Here is a 16565-nt window from a genome sequence, read left to right as displayed (position 1 = left end):
GGGTGCGGGCTGGCGGTGGGCGAGGGCGCTGCCTCGCGCGGGGGGGGGCTGTCGGGGTCGCGCTCCCGCCCCCGGTGCGACCGCCCCCGCCCCCCCTCCCCGGGTGGGGAGGGGACGGTCAGACGGCGCCCATGGGGTACCAGCAGATGTTCATCTGGACGTTGCCGTTCGCGTTCGCGACGTCGTCGATGTCCTCGATCCAGACCTTGGCGGTGGCGTTGCGGGCGAGCGGGACGGTCATGTTGTCCCAGACTCCCTGGGTGTTCTGCCGGGTCTTCTTGCCGTGGGCGACGAGGTCGAAGTAGTAGGTCATCCCGGGGGCTTCGACGTAGACCCGGTGCTTGCGGCCGTGCTTCTCGTCGTCGCTGAACCACTCGTAGCTGGCGGCCTCGACCACCAGGAAGCCGTTCCGGTCGGCCGTCATGGTCCACTTGCTGGTCGAGCGCGGCTTGACGGACGACGTCGGGTAGTTCTTCCGCGTCGGGCTGCCGAAGAGTGCGGTGGCGAAGGAGACGCTGCCGTTGGCGGTGAGGGTGCCGGTGACCTTGACGGTCTTGTTGGCGGTGAGCGGTCCGTTGGCGGTGAGCTCGCCCTCACCGGCCTGGGCCCCGGCCTTGGCGGTGAGCGCGCCGTAGACGGTGATCGCTCCGCCGTTCTGGGGGATGCTCAGGCCCGCGGTGCCCTGGAAGAGCAGCGTGTCGTTGACCTTGATCGCGGTGCCCGCGGTGGGGTGTGCCAGGGCGGCGGCCTTGAGCGTCTTGTCCGACTTGACGGTCAGGCCGTCGTTCGCCGTGATCACTCCGCCCGCCGTCACCTTGCCGGCTTTCAGCTCCTTGTCGGACTTCACGGTGACGTTCCCGTCCGCCTGCAGTTCGCCGCCGACGGTCAGCTTGCCGGACATGGTGACGTCCCCCTCGAAGGCGGTGTTGCGGGCCCAGGTCTTCCTGGCGTTCTTGTTGTCCGCCCAGAAGGTGTCCGTCACGGTGACCTTGTCGGTGGCGGAGAGGGTCTTGGCGGCGATGTCGGGGTTCTTCACCGTGACGGTGGTGGACAGGTAGTGGTGGACGTCCTTGCCCTGGGCGTCCTTGGTGCGGGCGTCCAGGACGAAGGTGGTGGTGTCGGTGAGGGGGCCGACCGGGTGGCTTCCGCCGGAGACTTCGATCGGGGGGCGGTCGTCCCAGGCCAGCCAGTAGCCGGTGCCGGCCTCGCTGCCCTCCCAGCGCAGGACGACCGTCGCCTTCCCGTCGTTGACGATCTGGGGCCTCTCGGCGGCGAAACCGCGGAAGTGGAAGGCCGACGGGCTTTCGAGGTGCTTCTCCACGGGGTCGGTGCTCACGGTGCGGTCGGCCCAATCGTCGCTGGTGGCGGGGGTCGTGTGCTCGGTGATGGTGAGGGCGGCGTGGCCGGGGGTGCGGACGACGGGGATCGCCGAGACCTTGAGGGTGAAGCGGCGGGTGGCGTCGAAGGTCACCTGGTTCCCCGGCCCCTCCGGGGTGCACGTGAACACCACGGCCTCGTCACCGCGCTGCGGCACGATCAGCCAACTCCCTTGGCCCCCGTCCTGGTTGCCGTCGAGGGGGGCGGGGCTGCTGGCGAGGTCGGCGGCGGTCGTCCCCACCGGGAGGGAGACGGTGATGGACCGGCATCTGACGTCCGCGGCGCCGTCGGGCTTGGAGAAAGTGAGGCTGAGGACGCCGTTCTTGGTCTTGCTGGGTGTCGAGACGGGAAGCGGGTCCGGGCTTGGCACGCACTCGACCCGCAGCAGGCCGGGCGGTCCTGCGGCCGCGTCGGAGGGATCGGAGGGGGAGGTGTTCGGCAGCACTCTCGGATACTCGGGTGAGGACCTGATTTCGTCAACAACTCCCACTGGTGCGCCTGAGGTTGGATGTCGGCGCCGTGTCAGAAAGAGAATGCTTTCGATCGGATCACCGAAATTCTCGGAGAGTTTCGATCAGTCCGGGAAGTCATGGCTCCGCCAAGATGTATACGTGCGACCATGGGCGCTGCTCCTCGACCAGTGATCATCAGCCGTACGGACTGAGGGAGTTCGCCATGCCCGTGGAAGCCGTCTTCTTCAATGTGGGGCAGGGCGACTGCACCCTGTTGATCTTCTACGCCGACGGCAAGGACACCCAGGGCGTGGCTTCGGTCCTGATCGACTGCGGGAGCATCAAGCGCCAGGGGCACAAGGGCGGCGGCCCCCTGGCGACGGCCGGGTCCATGTCGGAGCGGGTCATCGAGAAGATCGACGGCTACCTGAAGAACCTGAAAACCCCGAACACCATCGACTACCTGATCCTCAGTCACCCCGACCGCGACCACTACCGCTACGTCCAGGACCTCGTCGCGCCGGTCGACACGGCCACGAAGAAGCGCCGACTGCGCTACACGATCCGGAACATCCGGTACACCGGGAAGCCCGGCGACTACACCAAGGACATCCTGGGGCACGGCAAGGGCCTCAACCTGATGCTCAAGAACTGGACCACCTACGGTCGCGACGGCTCGTCCCACACCATCGCCACCGAGCCGGTCGAACAGGACATGCCCGCCACCCCGCTCCTGCTGCCGCTCGACGGCCTCCCGGACGGCCCGACCACCCCGAAGCTCTACGTGATCTCCGCGAGCGTCTCCAAGACCCGCACCACCGCCAGCGTCGCCGCCAAGAAGCGCAGGACCACCGGCAGCACCCTGGCCCGCCTGGAGGCCCTCCCGCACGGCTTCTGGCCGCTGGGAGGCAGCAAGCGCAAGGCGGACGCGCCGACCGCGGAGAGCCAGGCGAACACCGACTGCATCGTGCTGATGCTCCAGGGAGCCCCCGACAAGGACGGGAAACGGCAGAAGGTCATCCTCACCGCCGACGCCGGCGAGGAGACCGAGGACTACCTGGTGGCCAGGTACAAGGACGACCCCGACCTCAAGCGCGAGGCCGGCTCCTGGTTGAAGGTCGGTCACCACGGGAGCAGCTACTCCTCGACGGCGCCCTGGGTCCGACTGATCAACCCCGACGGCCTGTTGGTCAGCTCGGGCACCCGGGAGTTCGGCGGCACCGGGATCCCCGGGTTCGGCCACCTCCAGCGGATCGCCGACGACCGGCACAAGCCCGCGCCCACCGTCACCCCGAACCCGGCGGACGGCGAACTCCCGCGCGTGGCCTACTACGGGCAGTCCGGCGACGTCATCAAGGGCACCGGGCCGTACCACTACCGGGACCAGGTCGGCGTCGCGGGCGTGTGCACCACGCTCAACAACGTCAAGGACGCCGCGACCGGCAAGAAGCCCGACCCCCGCGGTTGGGACTGGCACCTGACCATCGACCCGGACGGCACCCCGGGCACCTACCGGCTCACCTACAAGTAAGGAGAGTTGACCATGGGGCTGTCCGTTGCGGCACTGCGCGCGAGGATCGAGGCGTCCGACGGAGGCGCCTTCACCCTCGGAGCCGCCGACCTCGACCTGCCGACCGCGGGCGAACTGTTCCAGCGGCACCTGGGCGCCGGAACGCTGAACCTCACCCGGTCCGTCGCGCTCACCGAGGAGTTGAGCGTCGCGGGCGAGCTGCTGCTCTCCGGCGCCGCCACACCGCTGCCCGCCCTGGTGTGGTTCGCCACCGACCGGGACCCTGACGACCCGGCGGCCGGTGACGACGACGAGGCCCTGGTCACCGGCCTGCAGATCGACGTCTCGCTGCCCGACTTCACCGTGCCCGCCGGCCACCTGGACCGCGAGCTGGATCCGGCGGTGCTGCGCACGGTGGGCTTCGACACCCTCCACCTGCTGCTCGACGCCACCGCCGCCATCGACGACGACCGGACCGACGACCGGACCGACGACCACGCCCGCCCGCGCAACGGCATCGGCGCCGAGTTCCCCCTGCCCGGCGCGGGGCCGCAACAGCGCGGCTACGCCGTCGGGTTCTGCCCGGAGCAGGCCGGGTGCGCCTGGAGCCTGGCGGGCGACTTCGCGGACGTCCCGCTGCGCGACCTGGCCGACCTGGCGGTGCTGGGGCCCGGCCTGGGGGCCGGCGACTTCGCGATCCCCGAGGAGTTCGGCCGGATCGGCCCGCTGGCGATGAGCGGCCTGTCCGTCACCTTCCACCCCGCCGACCAGGCCCGGGGCATCACCGCGGCGATCGTCTCCGCGGGCGTGCGGATCGAGCTCGACACCACCTTCGACCTGTTCCCCGGCGCTCTCGGCGTGTCCGGGCTGTTCGCCGAGTTCACCGTGACCCACGTGGGCCGCCCCCGGGTGCGCAGCCTCTTCGGCGGCACCCTCACGCTCGCCGGCGACACCGAGGCGCACGCCGAGGTCCGGTTGCCCGACTTCCGGGCGGTCGCCCGGCTGCTCGCCCCGGTGCCGCTCGCCCCGCTGGCCGCCGCCTACCTCCCGGGCCTCGGCCTGCCCGAACTCACCGTCTCCGAGCTGCGCTTCGAGGGGACCGCCGGCAAGGGCGCACCCGCGTTCGGCCTGGACCTCTCCGTGGAGGGCCCCTGGGAGGTCCTGCCCGGCCGGGTCGCGCTGACCGACCTCGACCTCGCCCTGACCGTCGACGGTGACGGCTGGACCGGCGAGCTGGAGACGGCCTGGCAGCTGGGCGGCGGCCAGGTCGGCGTGTCGGCCGAGTACCAGGACGGCGTCTGGCGCTTCCTCGGCCAGGCGACGGGCCTCACCCCGGCCGACCTCTTCGGCGTGTTCGAGGCCGACGTCCCGGCACTCTTCGACGAACTCGAACTGCTCTCGCTGTCGGTGGAGTTCGACGGCTCGGGCGAGGAGATCGCGCTGGGCGGTGCCCTGGCGTTCCCGATCGGCGAGGCCGACGCCGTGCTCACCCTCACCACGGTGCTCACCCGGCGCCCCACCGGTGGCGGCTACGAGAAGCAGGTGACCGGCCTGCTCACCGTGGTCGTCCCGGGTGCGGGCACCGAGGAGCCGGACGGCGGGGAGGAGCTGCTCGGGGAGGACCTGCGCCAGGAGGACGCTCCGGCCGGTGTACGGACGGCCGGGCCGCGCACCCTGGTCTTCGCCGTCGACTACCGCGAGGACGCCACCGGCACCACCGTCACCGGCACCTGGTCCTCCCCCGAAGGGGTCCGCCCGACCGATCTGGTGGCCGCGCTCGGCATCGACCTGCCCCGACTGCCCGAGGCCCTGGAGCCGGCGCTCACCGCCCTGGCCGTCCGCTACGACTCCGCCACCGGCCAGGTGCTGCTCACCGCCACCACCGAGCACACCGGCTGGGTGTACGCCACCCGCCCCGGCTCCGGCCAGGGCAAGCCGCGCCGCACCACCGCCGCGGCCCGGGTACGGCTGGACGCCCGCGCCTCCGGGCTGCCCCTGGTCGGCGACGCCGTCCCGCCCGGCTCGGACCTGGCGCTGCCCGGGCTCGCCGTCACCTCCGCCCCCGAGGGGTGGAACGACCAGCAGGCCCGCGCCCTCAACACCCTGCTGGACGGGCTGGACGGCGCCGCCGAACGCCGCCTGCCCCGCTTCGCCGTCGGCGAGGCGGCCCGGCCGGGGGTCGCGGTCCAGATCGAACTGAGCATCGGCGGCGAGCCGCAGGACCCGCTCGTCCTGCCGGTCACCTCCCCGCCCGGGCGGGCGCTCACCGCGCGCGGCCCGATCGCCGCCCGTGCCATCGCCGCCCGTGCCCAGGAGGACGGCTCCGCCCGCGAACTCGGCGTCGTGCTCGGCCCGGTGCGGCTGCACCGGCTGGGCGTCGCCGTCGTCGACGGCCGGCTGGTGATCGCGCTGGACGCCACCATGGCGGTCGGCCCGCTCACCGTCGACCTGCTCGGGCTCGGCTTCGGCCTGGACACGGACTGGTCCCTGACCCCGACCCTGCGCGGCGCGAGCCTGGCGCTGGAGCGGACCGGCCCGCCCCGGGTGGTCATCGCCGGGGCCTTCACCCGGATCGACGCGGGCCCGGACTTCGAGCCGGCCTTCGCCGCCGCCGGACGGATCGAGATCCAGGACCTCATCGTCCTGCAGCTGGCCGGGAGTTGGGCGCGCAACAAGGCCGGCTGGGACTCGGTCTTCGGCTACGCCGAACTGGTCGCCGGCCGCAACCGGATCAACGGGCTCTTCACGGTCGGCCCGGTGACCTTCACCGGCGTCGTGCTCGGCTTCGGCGTCAACAGCACCGTCCGGCTGCCCGCCACCCACGAGGTGAGCGAGTTCCCCTTCGTCAAGCGGCTCGGCGCCGCGCCCGGCGAGCCGGGCGGCGAGGTCGAGAAGCTGTCCCCGACCGAGGCGCTGGACCGACTGGTCGGGCAGGGCGGCTGGGTGACCCCGGCGCAGGGCCAGTACTGGGTGGCCGGCGGCATGGAGTTCACCGTCTACCGGTTCATCCAGGCCCGCGCGGTGGCCCTGGTCGAGTGGGGCCCGGCCGGCTGGAAGGCCGTCCTGGCGGGCAGCACCTCGCTCGCGCTGCCGCCCACCCGTGGCGCCGGGAGCACGGCGGCGCGGCGGGGCGAGGTCTCCCCGCACGGGGAGGCCGCACCGCACGACGGGGCCGCACCGCTCCTCTTCGGCAAGCCGCTCGGCCAGGTCGTCGTCGACTTCGTCTTCGCCTACGACTCCGCGCTCGGCCGCTTCTCCATGGACACCGTCATCGCCGAGGGCTCCTACCTGCTGGACCCGCAGGCCAGGCTCACCGGCGGCATCTCCCTCTACGTGTGGGGCAAGAGCCTGCCCGGCGTCCCGAAGGGCTTCGTGCTCACCGCGGGCGGCTACCACCCGCGCTTCCGCGTCCCCGCGCACTACCCGAGGCCGCCGCGGATCGGCTGGCTGTGGGAGCGCGGCCCGGTGTCGATCCGGGCCGAGGCCTACGCCGCGCTGACCGACGGCGCCTTCATGATCGGCGGCGAGCTGGCCGCCGTCTACGACAACGGGCACGGCATCAACCTGCGCGCCTGGTTCACCGCCTACGTGCACGCCCTGGTGCAGTGGAAGCCGTTCTACGCCGACCTCGCGCTCGGCCTGCGCATCGGCGTCGCCGCCACCGTCAAGGTGCTCTTCGTCCGGATCCGGGTCTCGCTGGAGGTCGGCGTCGACCTCCAGCTGTGGCTGCCGCCGATCGGCGGCCGGGCCAAGGTCAAGGTCTGGTTCATCTCCTTCACCCTCGGCTTCGGCGCCGACCGCAAGGGCGCGCCGGCCGCCGACTGGGAGGAGTTCCAGCTCCAACTGCCCGCACCCTCGCGCGCCGCGCTGAAACAGGGCGGCGAACTTCCCGACGTCACCGAGGCGGAGACGGCGGCCCGGCAGGCGGCGGCCGCCCCGGAGCTGGTCCGGATCGACGGCTTCACCACGGCCGTCGAGTCCGCCCTGCCCGCGTCCAGGATCACCCTCAACGGCGACCTGTTCGCGGGCAGCGACACCGCCCGGATCGACATCCGGCCGATGAAGCTCACCGGCGTGGTCTGCGAGCAGATCGTCGAGATCCTCGACGAGCAGGGCCGGCGCTACGGCTGGCAGGAGGCCGGCTGGGAGATCACCGCCTCCCGCGAGGGCCTGCCGCAGGCGCTCTGGGGCCGGCCGCTGGCGAACCCGAACCAGGCGCTCGACCAGGACGGCCTGGTCGACGGCTGCCTCACCGGGCTGACCATCGACGTCCCCGGCCCGACCCGGCAGCTCGGCGTCGGCCCGGTGCCCTCCGCCGCCCTCGACGTCGAGGGGCTGCCGCCCGGCCGGATGCCGCTGCGCGACGGGTCCGTGGCCGGGCCCGCCCCGGTCTTCGAGGAGGACGGTGTCGGTGTGATCACCCGCACCCTCACCGGGGCGGCCGCCGAACGCACCGCCGTGCACGACGCGCTGGCCGCCCTCGGCCTCGCCCCGGGGAGCGACGGCCCGCTGGACCGCACCGCCGAGCTCCTCGGCCACTCCCTGACCGACGCCCCGATGCTGACCGAAGCCCAGAGGTGACCGCCGTGCCCACCCGCCCCGACCTGGACGTCAGCTTCTACGACCACCTCGTCCCCAAGGCCACCGCCGGCGTCTACACCGTCACCGTCGAGCACCGGCTCAGCAAGGACGGCCGGCCCCTGGACACCGCCGCCGAGCTCCCCCCGGCCGAGGGCCGGTACGAGATCCGCGCGGCGCGCTTCCACCTCGACCCGAGCTCGGTGCACGCCCTCTACCCGGCCGCCGGCGCCGCCGGTCGGTACACCCACGTGCTGCCGCACGTCACGCTCACCCGCGCGGTCCTGCCCTGGGAACGGACCCTGGCGAAGCGGTCCGTACCGGCCCCCTGGCTGGCACTGCTGCTGCTCGCCGAGGGGGAGGCGCTGGACGACCCCGCCGCCGCCGGCGAGTTCACCGACCGGCCGGTCGGCGAACTCCGGCGCCCCACCGAACCCGGCACCGTCGGGCCGGAGTTGGGCGGGGACATCGACGACACCCTGCCCTGCCGGACGATCGACCTGCCGATCGGGGTGTTCCACGCGATCGCCCCGCGCAAGGCCGAACTGCTCGACCTCACCCACGTCCGCGACGTCGAACTCGCCCCGCAGCGCCGGGACGACGGCGAAGTGCTCACCGAGGGCGCGTACGCCGTCCTGGCCGCCAACCGCTTCCCGCGCACGCCCGGGAGCTACGCCGTCCACCTGGTCTCGCTGGAGGGCCACCTCGACCGGCTCGAACCCGGCACGCTCGCGGACGCCGGGCACATCCGGCTCTGCAGCCTGTGGTCCTGGTCCTTCACCAACGCCCCCGACGGCACCCTCGACCCCGGCACCCTGCTGCGCGACCTGGTCGCGCCCGGCACCGCGGACCCGGAGCGGCTCGCCCTGCGGCACACCCCGCCCGCCGGCGGGGGCGACACCGCCGCCGAGCGCCACATCCGCACCCGGCTGCACCACGGCTACACCGCCCTCCCCCAGCGCACCCTCGCCGGGGAGTCCACGTACGCCTGGTACCGGGGCCCGTTCACCCCGCTCACCGCCCCCGAACTGCCGCGCGAGGCCGTCGAGGGCCCGCACAGCACGGCCGACCACGCGCTGGTCTACGACCCGGCGTACGGCGTCTTCGACGTCAGCTACGCCGCCGCGTGGACGCTCGGCCGCACCATCGCGCTCGCCGACCCCGAGTACAGCACCGAGATCGTCGAAGCCCGGCGGGCCCTGGCCAACCGCGCCGCCACCCTGGCCGCGCTCGGCGCCGACCCGGTCCGGGCCCGGCAGGACCCGGACGCCCTGCCCGGCGACACCGCCCTCGGCGCACTCGCCGCGGCCGGCCTCGGTGCCCGGCTGGTCCAGGCCCTCGGTGGCGAGCCGCGCCGCGCACCGGCCCCGGCCGCCCGGACCGCCCGCGTCCGGACCGCCCGCGTCCGGCCCGCCGCCCTGCTCGCCGACCCGCGCGCCCGCGCCTCGCTGGCCGCGGTCGCCGAGGCCGTGACCCCGACCGCGCCGGACTGGCTGGAACGCCTGGCCCTGCTGCGCGGGGTGCCCTTCCCGCACCTGGTGCCCGATCCGCGTCTCCTGCCGCCGGAGAGCCTTCGGGCGTTCCGGATCGACGAGGGCTGGATCGAGGCGCTGGTCGCGGGCGCCGCCGACGTCGGCGCCCACACCTCGACGGACCACGCGCTGGCGCCCCTGCTGCGCGAACGCCGGTTCCGCGACGGCACCCGCCTACCCGCCGCCGGGCTGCTGATGCACTCCGAACTCGTGCGCGCCTGGCCGGTGTTCGACCTGATCGCCACCCGGGCCGGCGAACCCGTCGAGGAACTGCGCCGGGACCACCTCGCCCCCGACCTCCTGCTGGTGCTGTGGGACGCCGTCCCGGACTCGGTGAGCATCCGCGAGCCGGGCCAGGGCATCCACTTCGGCGTCAACTCCGAGGCCCGGATCAGCCTGCGCCACCTGACCGGCAGCGCCGTCGGCTACCCGACCGGCACCGAGTTCCCCGACCCGGCGAGCGGCCGTACCGTCTTCGACCACCTGCGCCCGGGCCAGGGCGGGCGCCTGCCGGACGTGCTCACCCTGCACGGCGACGGCGGGCTGCTGCCGGCCCTCGCCGCCGCCTGCGGGAGCGACCTGTCACCGGGGCGCTTCGCCCTGCAACTCGTCAACGCGCCGCTGGAACAGCTGCTGCTGCCCGCTCCCCGGACCGACCTGCCGTGCGAGGCGGACACCTTCGTCCAGTACGGCCAGGGCCCGGTCGACGGCACCCGCCACGAGCTGATGGTCAAGAACGAGGGGCCGGCCAGCTCCGTCACCAGGATCGCCTACCTGCGCTTCGACGCCACCGGGCTCCCGCCCGCCGACCGGATCGCCCGGGCCGTCGTCCGGGTGCACGCGGCGGCCAGGGACGCGGGCGACTTCGACCTGCTGCTGCACGGCACCGGCAACGACTGGGCGGAGTCCGCGCTCGCCTGGGCCGACCGCCCCGAACTCTCCGCGCAGCCGCTCGCCCGGGCCCGCCTGGGCGCCGTCGACGCCTGGACCTGGCTGGAGTTCGACGTCACCGACCACGTCCGCGCCCGCACCGGCGGCCGGGTCTCGGTGGCGCTCACCAAGGCCCAGGCCGCCCGGGAGCTCGCGGTGATCACCTCCCGCGAGGGCACCTCGCACCGCCCCGCCCTGATCGTCACCACCACGCCGACCTCGAACGCGGGGGACTCCGACCGATGAGCGACACCGACCTGATCGTGCCCGTCCAGGTGCACGCCCTGCTGGTCAACCGGAAGGTGCGCACCCTGCACCCCTTCCACCGCCCCCAGCCGAGCTTCGACCGGATGCTCGGCACCCAGCCGAAGACCAAGGGCCGGGGCGCCGCCGAACCCGAGGCCTTCACCGGAGGCAAGGAGGTCGGCGGGGACGCGGGCTTCGAGGGCGTGCACCTCCAGTGGCAGCTGCCCGAGGCGCTCACCGACGGCTTCGTACCGGACGACGGCCAGGACACCCACTTCCCGCTGGTGCCCAACCGCTGGCTGGTGGTGCGCTACGCGTGGGTGCGCGGCGCGCGCAAGGTCCGCGGCTGGGTGGTGCACAGCGACTACCTGTACTCGGACGACGAGGGCGCCTCCTGGGACGACAAGGAGGCGATCAACAGCTTCGTCGACCCGCGCCGCGAGGAGCCGGAGGTCGACTGGCTCGGCCGCCGCCACGTGCTGACGCCCGGCACCCCCTGGCGGGAGCCGGAGGCCAAGCGGTCGCTGTTCCTGAACGCCGCCGGCGCCGGACTGCCCAACTTCGCCGCCTTCGAGCCGTACCACGAGAACGTGTTCGCCCTCCACGATGACCTCCAGGACCTCAGGGACCCGGCACACGGCGACAGTTACCCGCCGGACGCCGAACTGTCCTACCTGGTCGCCGGGTGGTACAGCGACACCGACCACGACTTCCTCCGGGCGGCGGCCGCCGTCCCCGGGCTGCTGCCGCCGGACGCCTCCCCCGATTCCGCCGCCGAGGTCGTCGCGGCGCTGGGCTGGACCCTGGCCGGGCGCGGCGCCGCCGTCGCCGGGGGCCTGGGTACGGCGGCCGGGCACGGCGTCGAGCACCTCCTCGACCACCAGGACGACACCTACTACCTGAGCGCGAACGCCCCCGTGCGCTCGGACCGGATCACCGTCGACCTGGGCACCGTCCAGGACGTGAGCTCGCTGCGCGTCCTGGCCGGCGACCCCGACGACGCCCACCTGCTGCCCGCCGTCCGGGTCCAGACCTCGGTGGACGGCACCGACTGGCCCGCCGCGCACCACCAGGACTACGACGCCGGCACGCCCGTCCTCGAGTACTCCCCCGCCGCGCCCGTCCGGGCCCGGTACGTCCAACTGTGGCTGCTGGAGGCCGGACCGGAGCCGGTCGCCGTCCGGACCTTCGAGGTGACCGCCGCACCGGCCCTCGGGCGCAGCGTCTACCACGGCACCGCGCTCGGCCTGGAGTGGCGGCACGACGGCGACGCCCCCGAGGACAGTCGGCCCGACCCCAACCGCACCGACGTCGCGTTCGGCCACAGCACCGGCGAGGCCGCGGCCGAGCTGTTCGACCGGCAGAGCGACCCGCAGCACGACTCGCCGCGCACCGCGCAGCTGCTGAACGCGCTCTACCACGGCACCCTGGACACCTTCGACGGCCCGGACGGCGACCGCGACCTCGCCGAGACCACCCGGCGCAGCTGGTTCTCCGGCAGCGAGGGCGGTCACCGCTGGCAGATCCTCGCCCGTCCCGATCAGGACCCCGGGGCCGGGAGTCGCCGGGCGCCGGCCGTCGCGCCGGAGTGGCTGGCCCGACTCAACGCGGACCAGGCCGAACACGACTCCCGACTGCGTGAACTGACCGAGCACCAGTGGCGGGTGTGGGCCCTGCACTGGCTGCGCCACCTGCCGGAGGGCGAGCGGCCCTCGCAGTTGCCCGAGGGGTTCGACGACGAGTGCGACCGGCTGCTGGAGCCCGCCAACGAGGGCCCGGCCAAGGACGCCGACGACGCCCTGCGACGCATCGAGGAACTCCGCGGCCTGATCCCGTGGCCCGAGCCCGGCCAGGACCTCCAGGACGTCGCCGACACCTGGGCCGCCGAGCGGGGCCTCGACCCGGGCCTGCAGCTCCGGTGGCAGCCCGGTGACGCCTTCTACAAGCCCGCCGACCCGGTCCTGCTGATCAACGGCAGCGGCGGCGGCACCGTCCCGCTCACCCGCGACCGCGACAACCCGCTGCCCTGCCGACTCGGCACCGACCTGCTGCGCGAGGTGATGATCGGCTCCTCCTGGAGCCCGGTCGAGGCGAGTCCGCCCGACCCCGGCCTCACCGGCCTGCCCGCCGCCTGCGCGGCACTGCTCAAGGAGTTCGCCCTCCTGGAGCGCGCCGCCCGCACCGCCGACGGCGCCCGCACCGCGCTGCACGCCGTCGTGGAGAGCCCGGCCACCCGCGCGCGCGGTCCGCTCGCCGAGTACACCGCGCCCTGGCGGCAGCCCTGGCTGCCGATGACGCTGATGTGGAAGCTCAGCTGGTTCCCCACCCCCTACCGCAGCGACGGCACCACGCACTGGACGTTCAGCCCGCCCGATGACGGCATCGACGCCCACCACTACACCTGGGACGGCACCGGCACCCTGGCGGCGGACTTCGAGAGCGAGGGCGACGTCCTCAACCGCCTCTTCCGCTCCCGCGCCTACCTCGCGCCCACCACGGTGTACGTGCTGCGCGAACAGCTCGCCCGCTACCGGGCCAGCCACCCGGGCGCCGACCGCGCCGCGCTGGCCGGACTGCGCCGGGAGCTGGAGCCGCTGGACGTGCTGTCGCAGACGCTCGACGGGTTCAACGACTGGCTGCTGCAGCTCGACGGCGGCGCGCAGGTGCCCGTCGAGGGCGCGGTCGCCGGGCTCGCCGGGCCGCAGAACCACGTGCCCGACCCGGCGACCGGCGCGTTCACCGACCGCCACCAGCCCATCCGCGCAGGGCAGTTGTTCCTCACCGACCTGCGCCTGCTCGACCGCTTCGGCCGCTGCGTCGACCTGGTCACCTCGGGCGACGGCGGCACCTGGTACGACCAGTACCCGGTGCTCACCGCCTCGGTCACCCCGAGCCGACCGCTGTACACCGACCCCGCGCCGGTCAACCCCGAGCGCTTCGTCCAGCTGCCGCCCCGGCTGCTCCAGGACACCCGGCTGGCCTTCACCCAGGAGCCGTCCGGGCGCAGCGACGGCCTGGCCGGCTGGCTGCTGGTCAACCACCTCGACCAGGCCCTCGGCGTGTACGCACCGGACGGCGCGGCCGTGGGGGACGTACGGATCGTGCTCACCCCGGACTCCGGCGAGGCCGCCAGGTGCGTCCCGCTGCCGCACTCCCCGTACACCGGGCACACCGACCCCCGGCTCCTCGCCGACCATCCCGAACTCGCCGGTTTCCTGGCCGGGTTGATCGACCGGCCGGACTCGGCCGGGGCGTTCCGCGCGCTCGTCGCCACCGTCGACCGCAGCGTCGCGGGCATCGTCGACACCGCGCCCGAGTCCGGGCCGCTGCCCGCCCGGCTGATCGGGCGGCCGGTCGCCCTGGTCCACGCCACCCTCGACCTCGAACTCCACCACCAGTTGCCGACCGACCCGTCCTGGGACACCGTCCTCGAACCGGTCACCGGCGCCCACGAGGACGAGGACTGGAACATCCGGCTCGGCGACCCGGAGCGCCTCGACGACGGCCTGATCGGCTACTTCGCCGGCGCGCCCGGCGAGCGGGTGGACTACGGCCTGCTGCGCGCGCTCGACCCGGCCGCCGACAGCGACTACCTGGACCCGGTCACCGACGGCGGCGACCTCGCGCTGCCCGCGCGCCCGCCCGTCCGGCGCCGCTTCCGGCGCGTCACCATGATCGCCCACCCGCACCTGCCGGTGCACGCCACCACCGACATCCTGCCCGTGCACGCCCTGCGGCTGGACGCCGAGCAGGTGCACCGCGCGCTCGGCGCCATCCGGGCCTCGTTCCGGCTCAACCCGCTGCTCGCCACCACGCGCGACCTGCGCCGCCTCGACACCACCATGGCCGTCGACCCGGCGCACCCGCTCGGCAACATCGCCGGACGCGCCCCGGCGGCGGCCGAGTTCCGCAGCCTCGGCGCACCGGCCGCCGGGAGCACCGTCGTGCTCGACCTCGGGTCGGTCCAGCGGCTCGCCGGGTACTCCCTGCTCACCGGCACGGCCGACGGCTCCCACCGGCCGGGGAACCCGGTGCTGGAGTACTCGGAGCGCGGCGAGCCGAACGGCTGGCGGCACCTGCCCTACGACGCCGAGCAGGCGGTGAACGAGCACACCCTCGACGAGGCCGTCCCCGCGCGGTACGTCCGCCTGCGCCTCACCACCGGCGCCGACGGCGTCTTCGGCATGCGGCGCTTCGCCGTCACCTGCGACCCGGACGACGCCGCCCTCCTCCTGCCGCCGCTGTCCGCCCGCTACGGCACCTGGAGCTGGGCCCAGCCGCAGGCGACCGCCACGGACGACCTGGACTGGGACGAGCGGCCGCTGTTCCCCGCCGACCACCTCAGCCACCCGGACGACCCGGCGCCCACCGCCCGGGCCGGCTACCTCCAGCTCCACCCGGCCGCGCCGAACCCCCCGGCCCGCTGACCCGCCGACCGCTCGTCCGCTGACCCGCCGAACCCCGACCCTGGCCGCCACCCACCACCGGAAGGACCGCGCCGCATGGCCGTGACCGCCACGACCGACCTGCTCCGCTACACCCTCACCACCTCCCCGCCCGACCTCGTCCGGGCCACCGCGGGCCACCCCCGGCAGGCCCGGCTGGAGATCGCCGTCACCCGCAACCCGGCCGCGGACGGCGTCCCCGACTGCCGCAGCATCACCGTCGAGGTGCCGATCGGGGACGGGGCCGACGCCCTCACCGCCCGTGCCGAGCGCATCGACACCGCCTACCGGGCCCCGCACGGCCGCGGCTGGCACATCCGCGCGACCACCCCGGAGCCCGGCCGCACGGTGTTCACCTGCACCCCCGAAGGCCCGCGCGGCAAGGCCGGGTTCGACGACCGGGAGGACTTCACCCTCGTCCTGGAACGCATCCCGCTCACCGGCCCGCCCGGCACCGTCCAGCTGCGCATCAGCGACGAGACGGCGACCGGCTCCGGCGCCTACGCGCGGCGCAGCACCGTGCTGCCGGTGGCGGTGGTGGGCGAGTGATCGAGGTCATGGCCGCCGCGGGGGCCCTGCTCGACCTGGTCTGTGACACCAACCCCGACCCGGTCACCGTCTCCACCGCCACCGAGACCAAGCGGGCGACGGTCTTCCTGACCTTCCGCAGGCCGGCCGGGAGCGCGGACGTCAAGTGCCGCGCGCTCAGGGTCACCGTTCCGGTGGGCACCGCGGCCGGCGACCTGTCCCTCAACACCGACGCGGCCCACGCCGACGACATCGACGACTACCCGCGCGACAACGGCGGGCCGGAGTGGGACATCGAGCGCACCACCGTGCCGCCCGAGCCGACGGCACCGGGGCAGGTCACCTCGATCACCTTCACCTGCACCCCGCCGTCCGGCGAGACCACCTTCGGCGCCGGGCGGGAGTTCACGCTGCTGCTGTCGAACATCCCGGTCAACCGCACGGTCGGGGCCGCCCGGCTGACCGTGACGGAGACGACGCGGCCCGGCTCGGGGAGCACCGACTGGGCGGACCGGCCGACCGGGGTGCCGGTGGTCGAGAAGCTCGCGAACGAGTTCTACGTGCGGAACTTCTCCAGCCGGGTCGGCCGGGTCGCCCACGGACAGAGCGCCGTCCTGGAGTGGGAGGGCACCCCGCAGAACAGCGAGTACTACCTCTACTGGGACGACGAGCCCGCGAAGCGGCTCCCCTCCACCGTCCCGCTCACCTACACCACCCACGCGCTCACCCGGACGACGACCTTCGTGCTCGACGCGCAGACGCGGAACGCCGCCAACCAGACGGTGCACCACTACCGTTCGACCACCGTCACCGTGAAGGACCCGGACGTCCTGGCCAGGACCCTCACCGCCGCCGACAGGCTCGCCGTCCACGACACCTTCACCGCCGACCGGACCGACGCCCGCAGGACGTGGGCCCGCACGACGGACTTCACCGGCGACGTGACCATCAGCTGACGACCCGAGGC

At 74.0% G+C, this 16565-nt stretch carries 7 protein-coding genes; 6 read left to right on the top strand and 1 reads right to left on the bottom strand.

The features are described 5' to 3' along the window. Positions 1 to 118 precede the first annotated feature (118 nt). Positions 119 to 1822: a hypothetical protein gene (locus tag ACFWXO_RS23885; RefSeq protein ID WP_380525765.1), complete on the bottom strand. Its 1704-nt coding sequence runs from the start codon at positions 1820 to 1822 to the stop codon at positions 119 to 121. 230 nt (positions 1823 to 2052) lie between these two features. Here ACFWXO_RS23885 and ACFWXO_RS23880 point away from each other — a divergent pair, with 230 nt between their 5' ends. The 6 genes from ACFWXO_RS23880 (at position 2053) to ACFWXO_RS23855 (ending at position 16554) form a co-directional block, all read left to right on the top strand. Continuing rightward, entirely contained in the window at positions 2053 to 3360 is a 1308-nt protein-coding gene (locus tag ACFWXO_RS23880; RefSeq protein ID WP_380525763.1) for a ComEC/Rec2 family competence protein, read from the top strand. A 12-nt stretch (positions 3361 to 3372) separates the two neighbouring features. Continuing rightward, a complete protein-coding gene (locus ACFWXO_RS23875) occupies positions 3373 to 7920 on the top strand; it encodes a DUF6603 domain-containing protein (RefSeq protein ID WP_380525761.1) in 4548 nt (1515 codons plus the stop codon). A gap of 5 nt (positions 7921 to 7925) precedes the next feature. Beyond that, positions 7926 to 10625, top strand: coding sequence for a DNRLRE domain-containing protein (locus tag ACFWXO_RS23870; protein WP_380525759.1), 2700 nt, complete (start codon positions 7926 to 7928; stop codon positions 10623 to 10625). Beyond that, positions 10622 to 15052: a discoidin domain-containing protein gene (locus tag ACFWXO_RS23865; protein ID WP_380525757.1), complete on the top strand. Its 4431-nt coding sequence runs from the start codon at positions 10622 to 10624 to the stop codon at positions 15050 to 15052. Before ACFWXO_RS23870 ends, ACFWXO_RS23865 begins: the two co-directional genes overlap by 4 nt. 75 nt (positions 15053 to 15127) lie before the next feature. Next, complete coding sequence (locus ACFWXO_RS23860; RefSeq protein WP_380525755.1) at positions 15128 to 15619, top strand: hypothetical protein; 492 nt, start codon at positions 15128 to 15130, stop codon at positions 15617 to 15619. Further along, positions 15616 to 16554, top strand: coding sequence for a hypothetical protein (locus tag ACFWXO_RS23855; RefSeq protein WP_380525753.1), 939 nt, complete (start codon positions 15616 to 15618; stop codon positions 16552 to 16554). Before ACFWXO_RS23860 ends, ACFWXO_RS23855 begins: the two co-directional genes overlap by 4 nt. Positions 16555 to 16565 lie beyond the last annotated feature (11 nt).

This window comes from Kitasatospora sp. NPDC059088 (assembly GCF_042738155.1).
GTDB lineage: Bacteria > Actinomycetota > Actinomycetes > Streptomycetales > Streptomycetaceae > Kitasatospora.
The sequence above is the reverse complement of the archived record's forward strand: the minus strand, read 5'-3'. Positions and strand labels throughout refer to the sequence as shown.

Bases quoted from the DNA above. Each gene is read 5' to 3' on its own strand.
- ACFWXO_RS23880 (WP_380525763.1), top strand. From the start codon at position 2,053: ATGCCCGTGGAAGCCGTCTTCTTCAATGTGGGGCAGGGCGACTGCACC.
- ACFWXO_RS23875 (WP_380525761.1), top strand. From the start codon at position 3,373: ATGGGGCTGTCCGTTGCGGCACTGCGCGCGAGGATCGAGGCGTCCGAC.
- ACFWXO_RS23865 (WP_380525757.1), top strand. From the start codon at position 10,622: ATGAGCGACACCGACCTGATCGTGCCCGTCCAGGTGCACGCCCTGCTG.
- ACFWXO_RS23860 (WP_380525755.1), top strand. From the start codon at position 15,128: ATGGCCGTGACCGCCACGACCGACCTGCTCCGCTACACCCTCACCACC.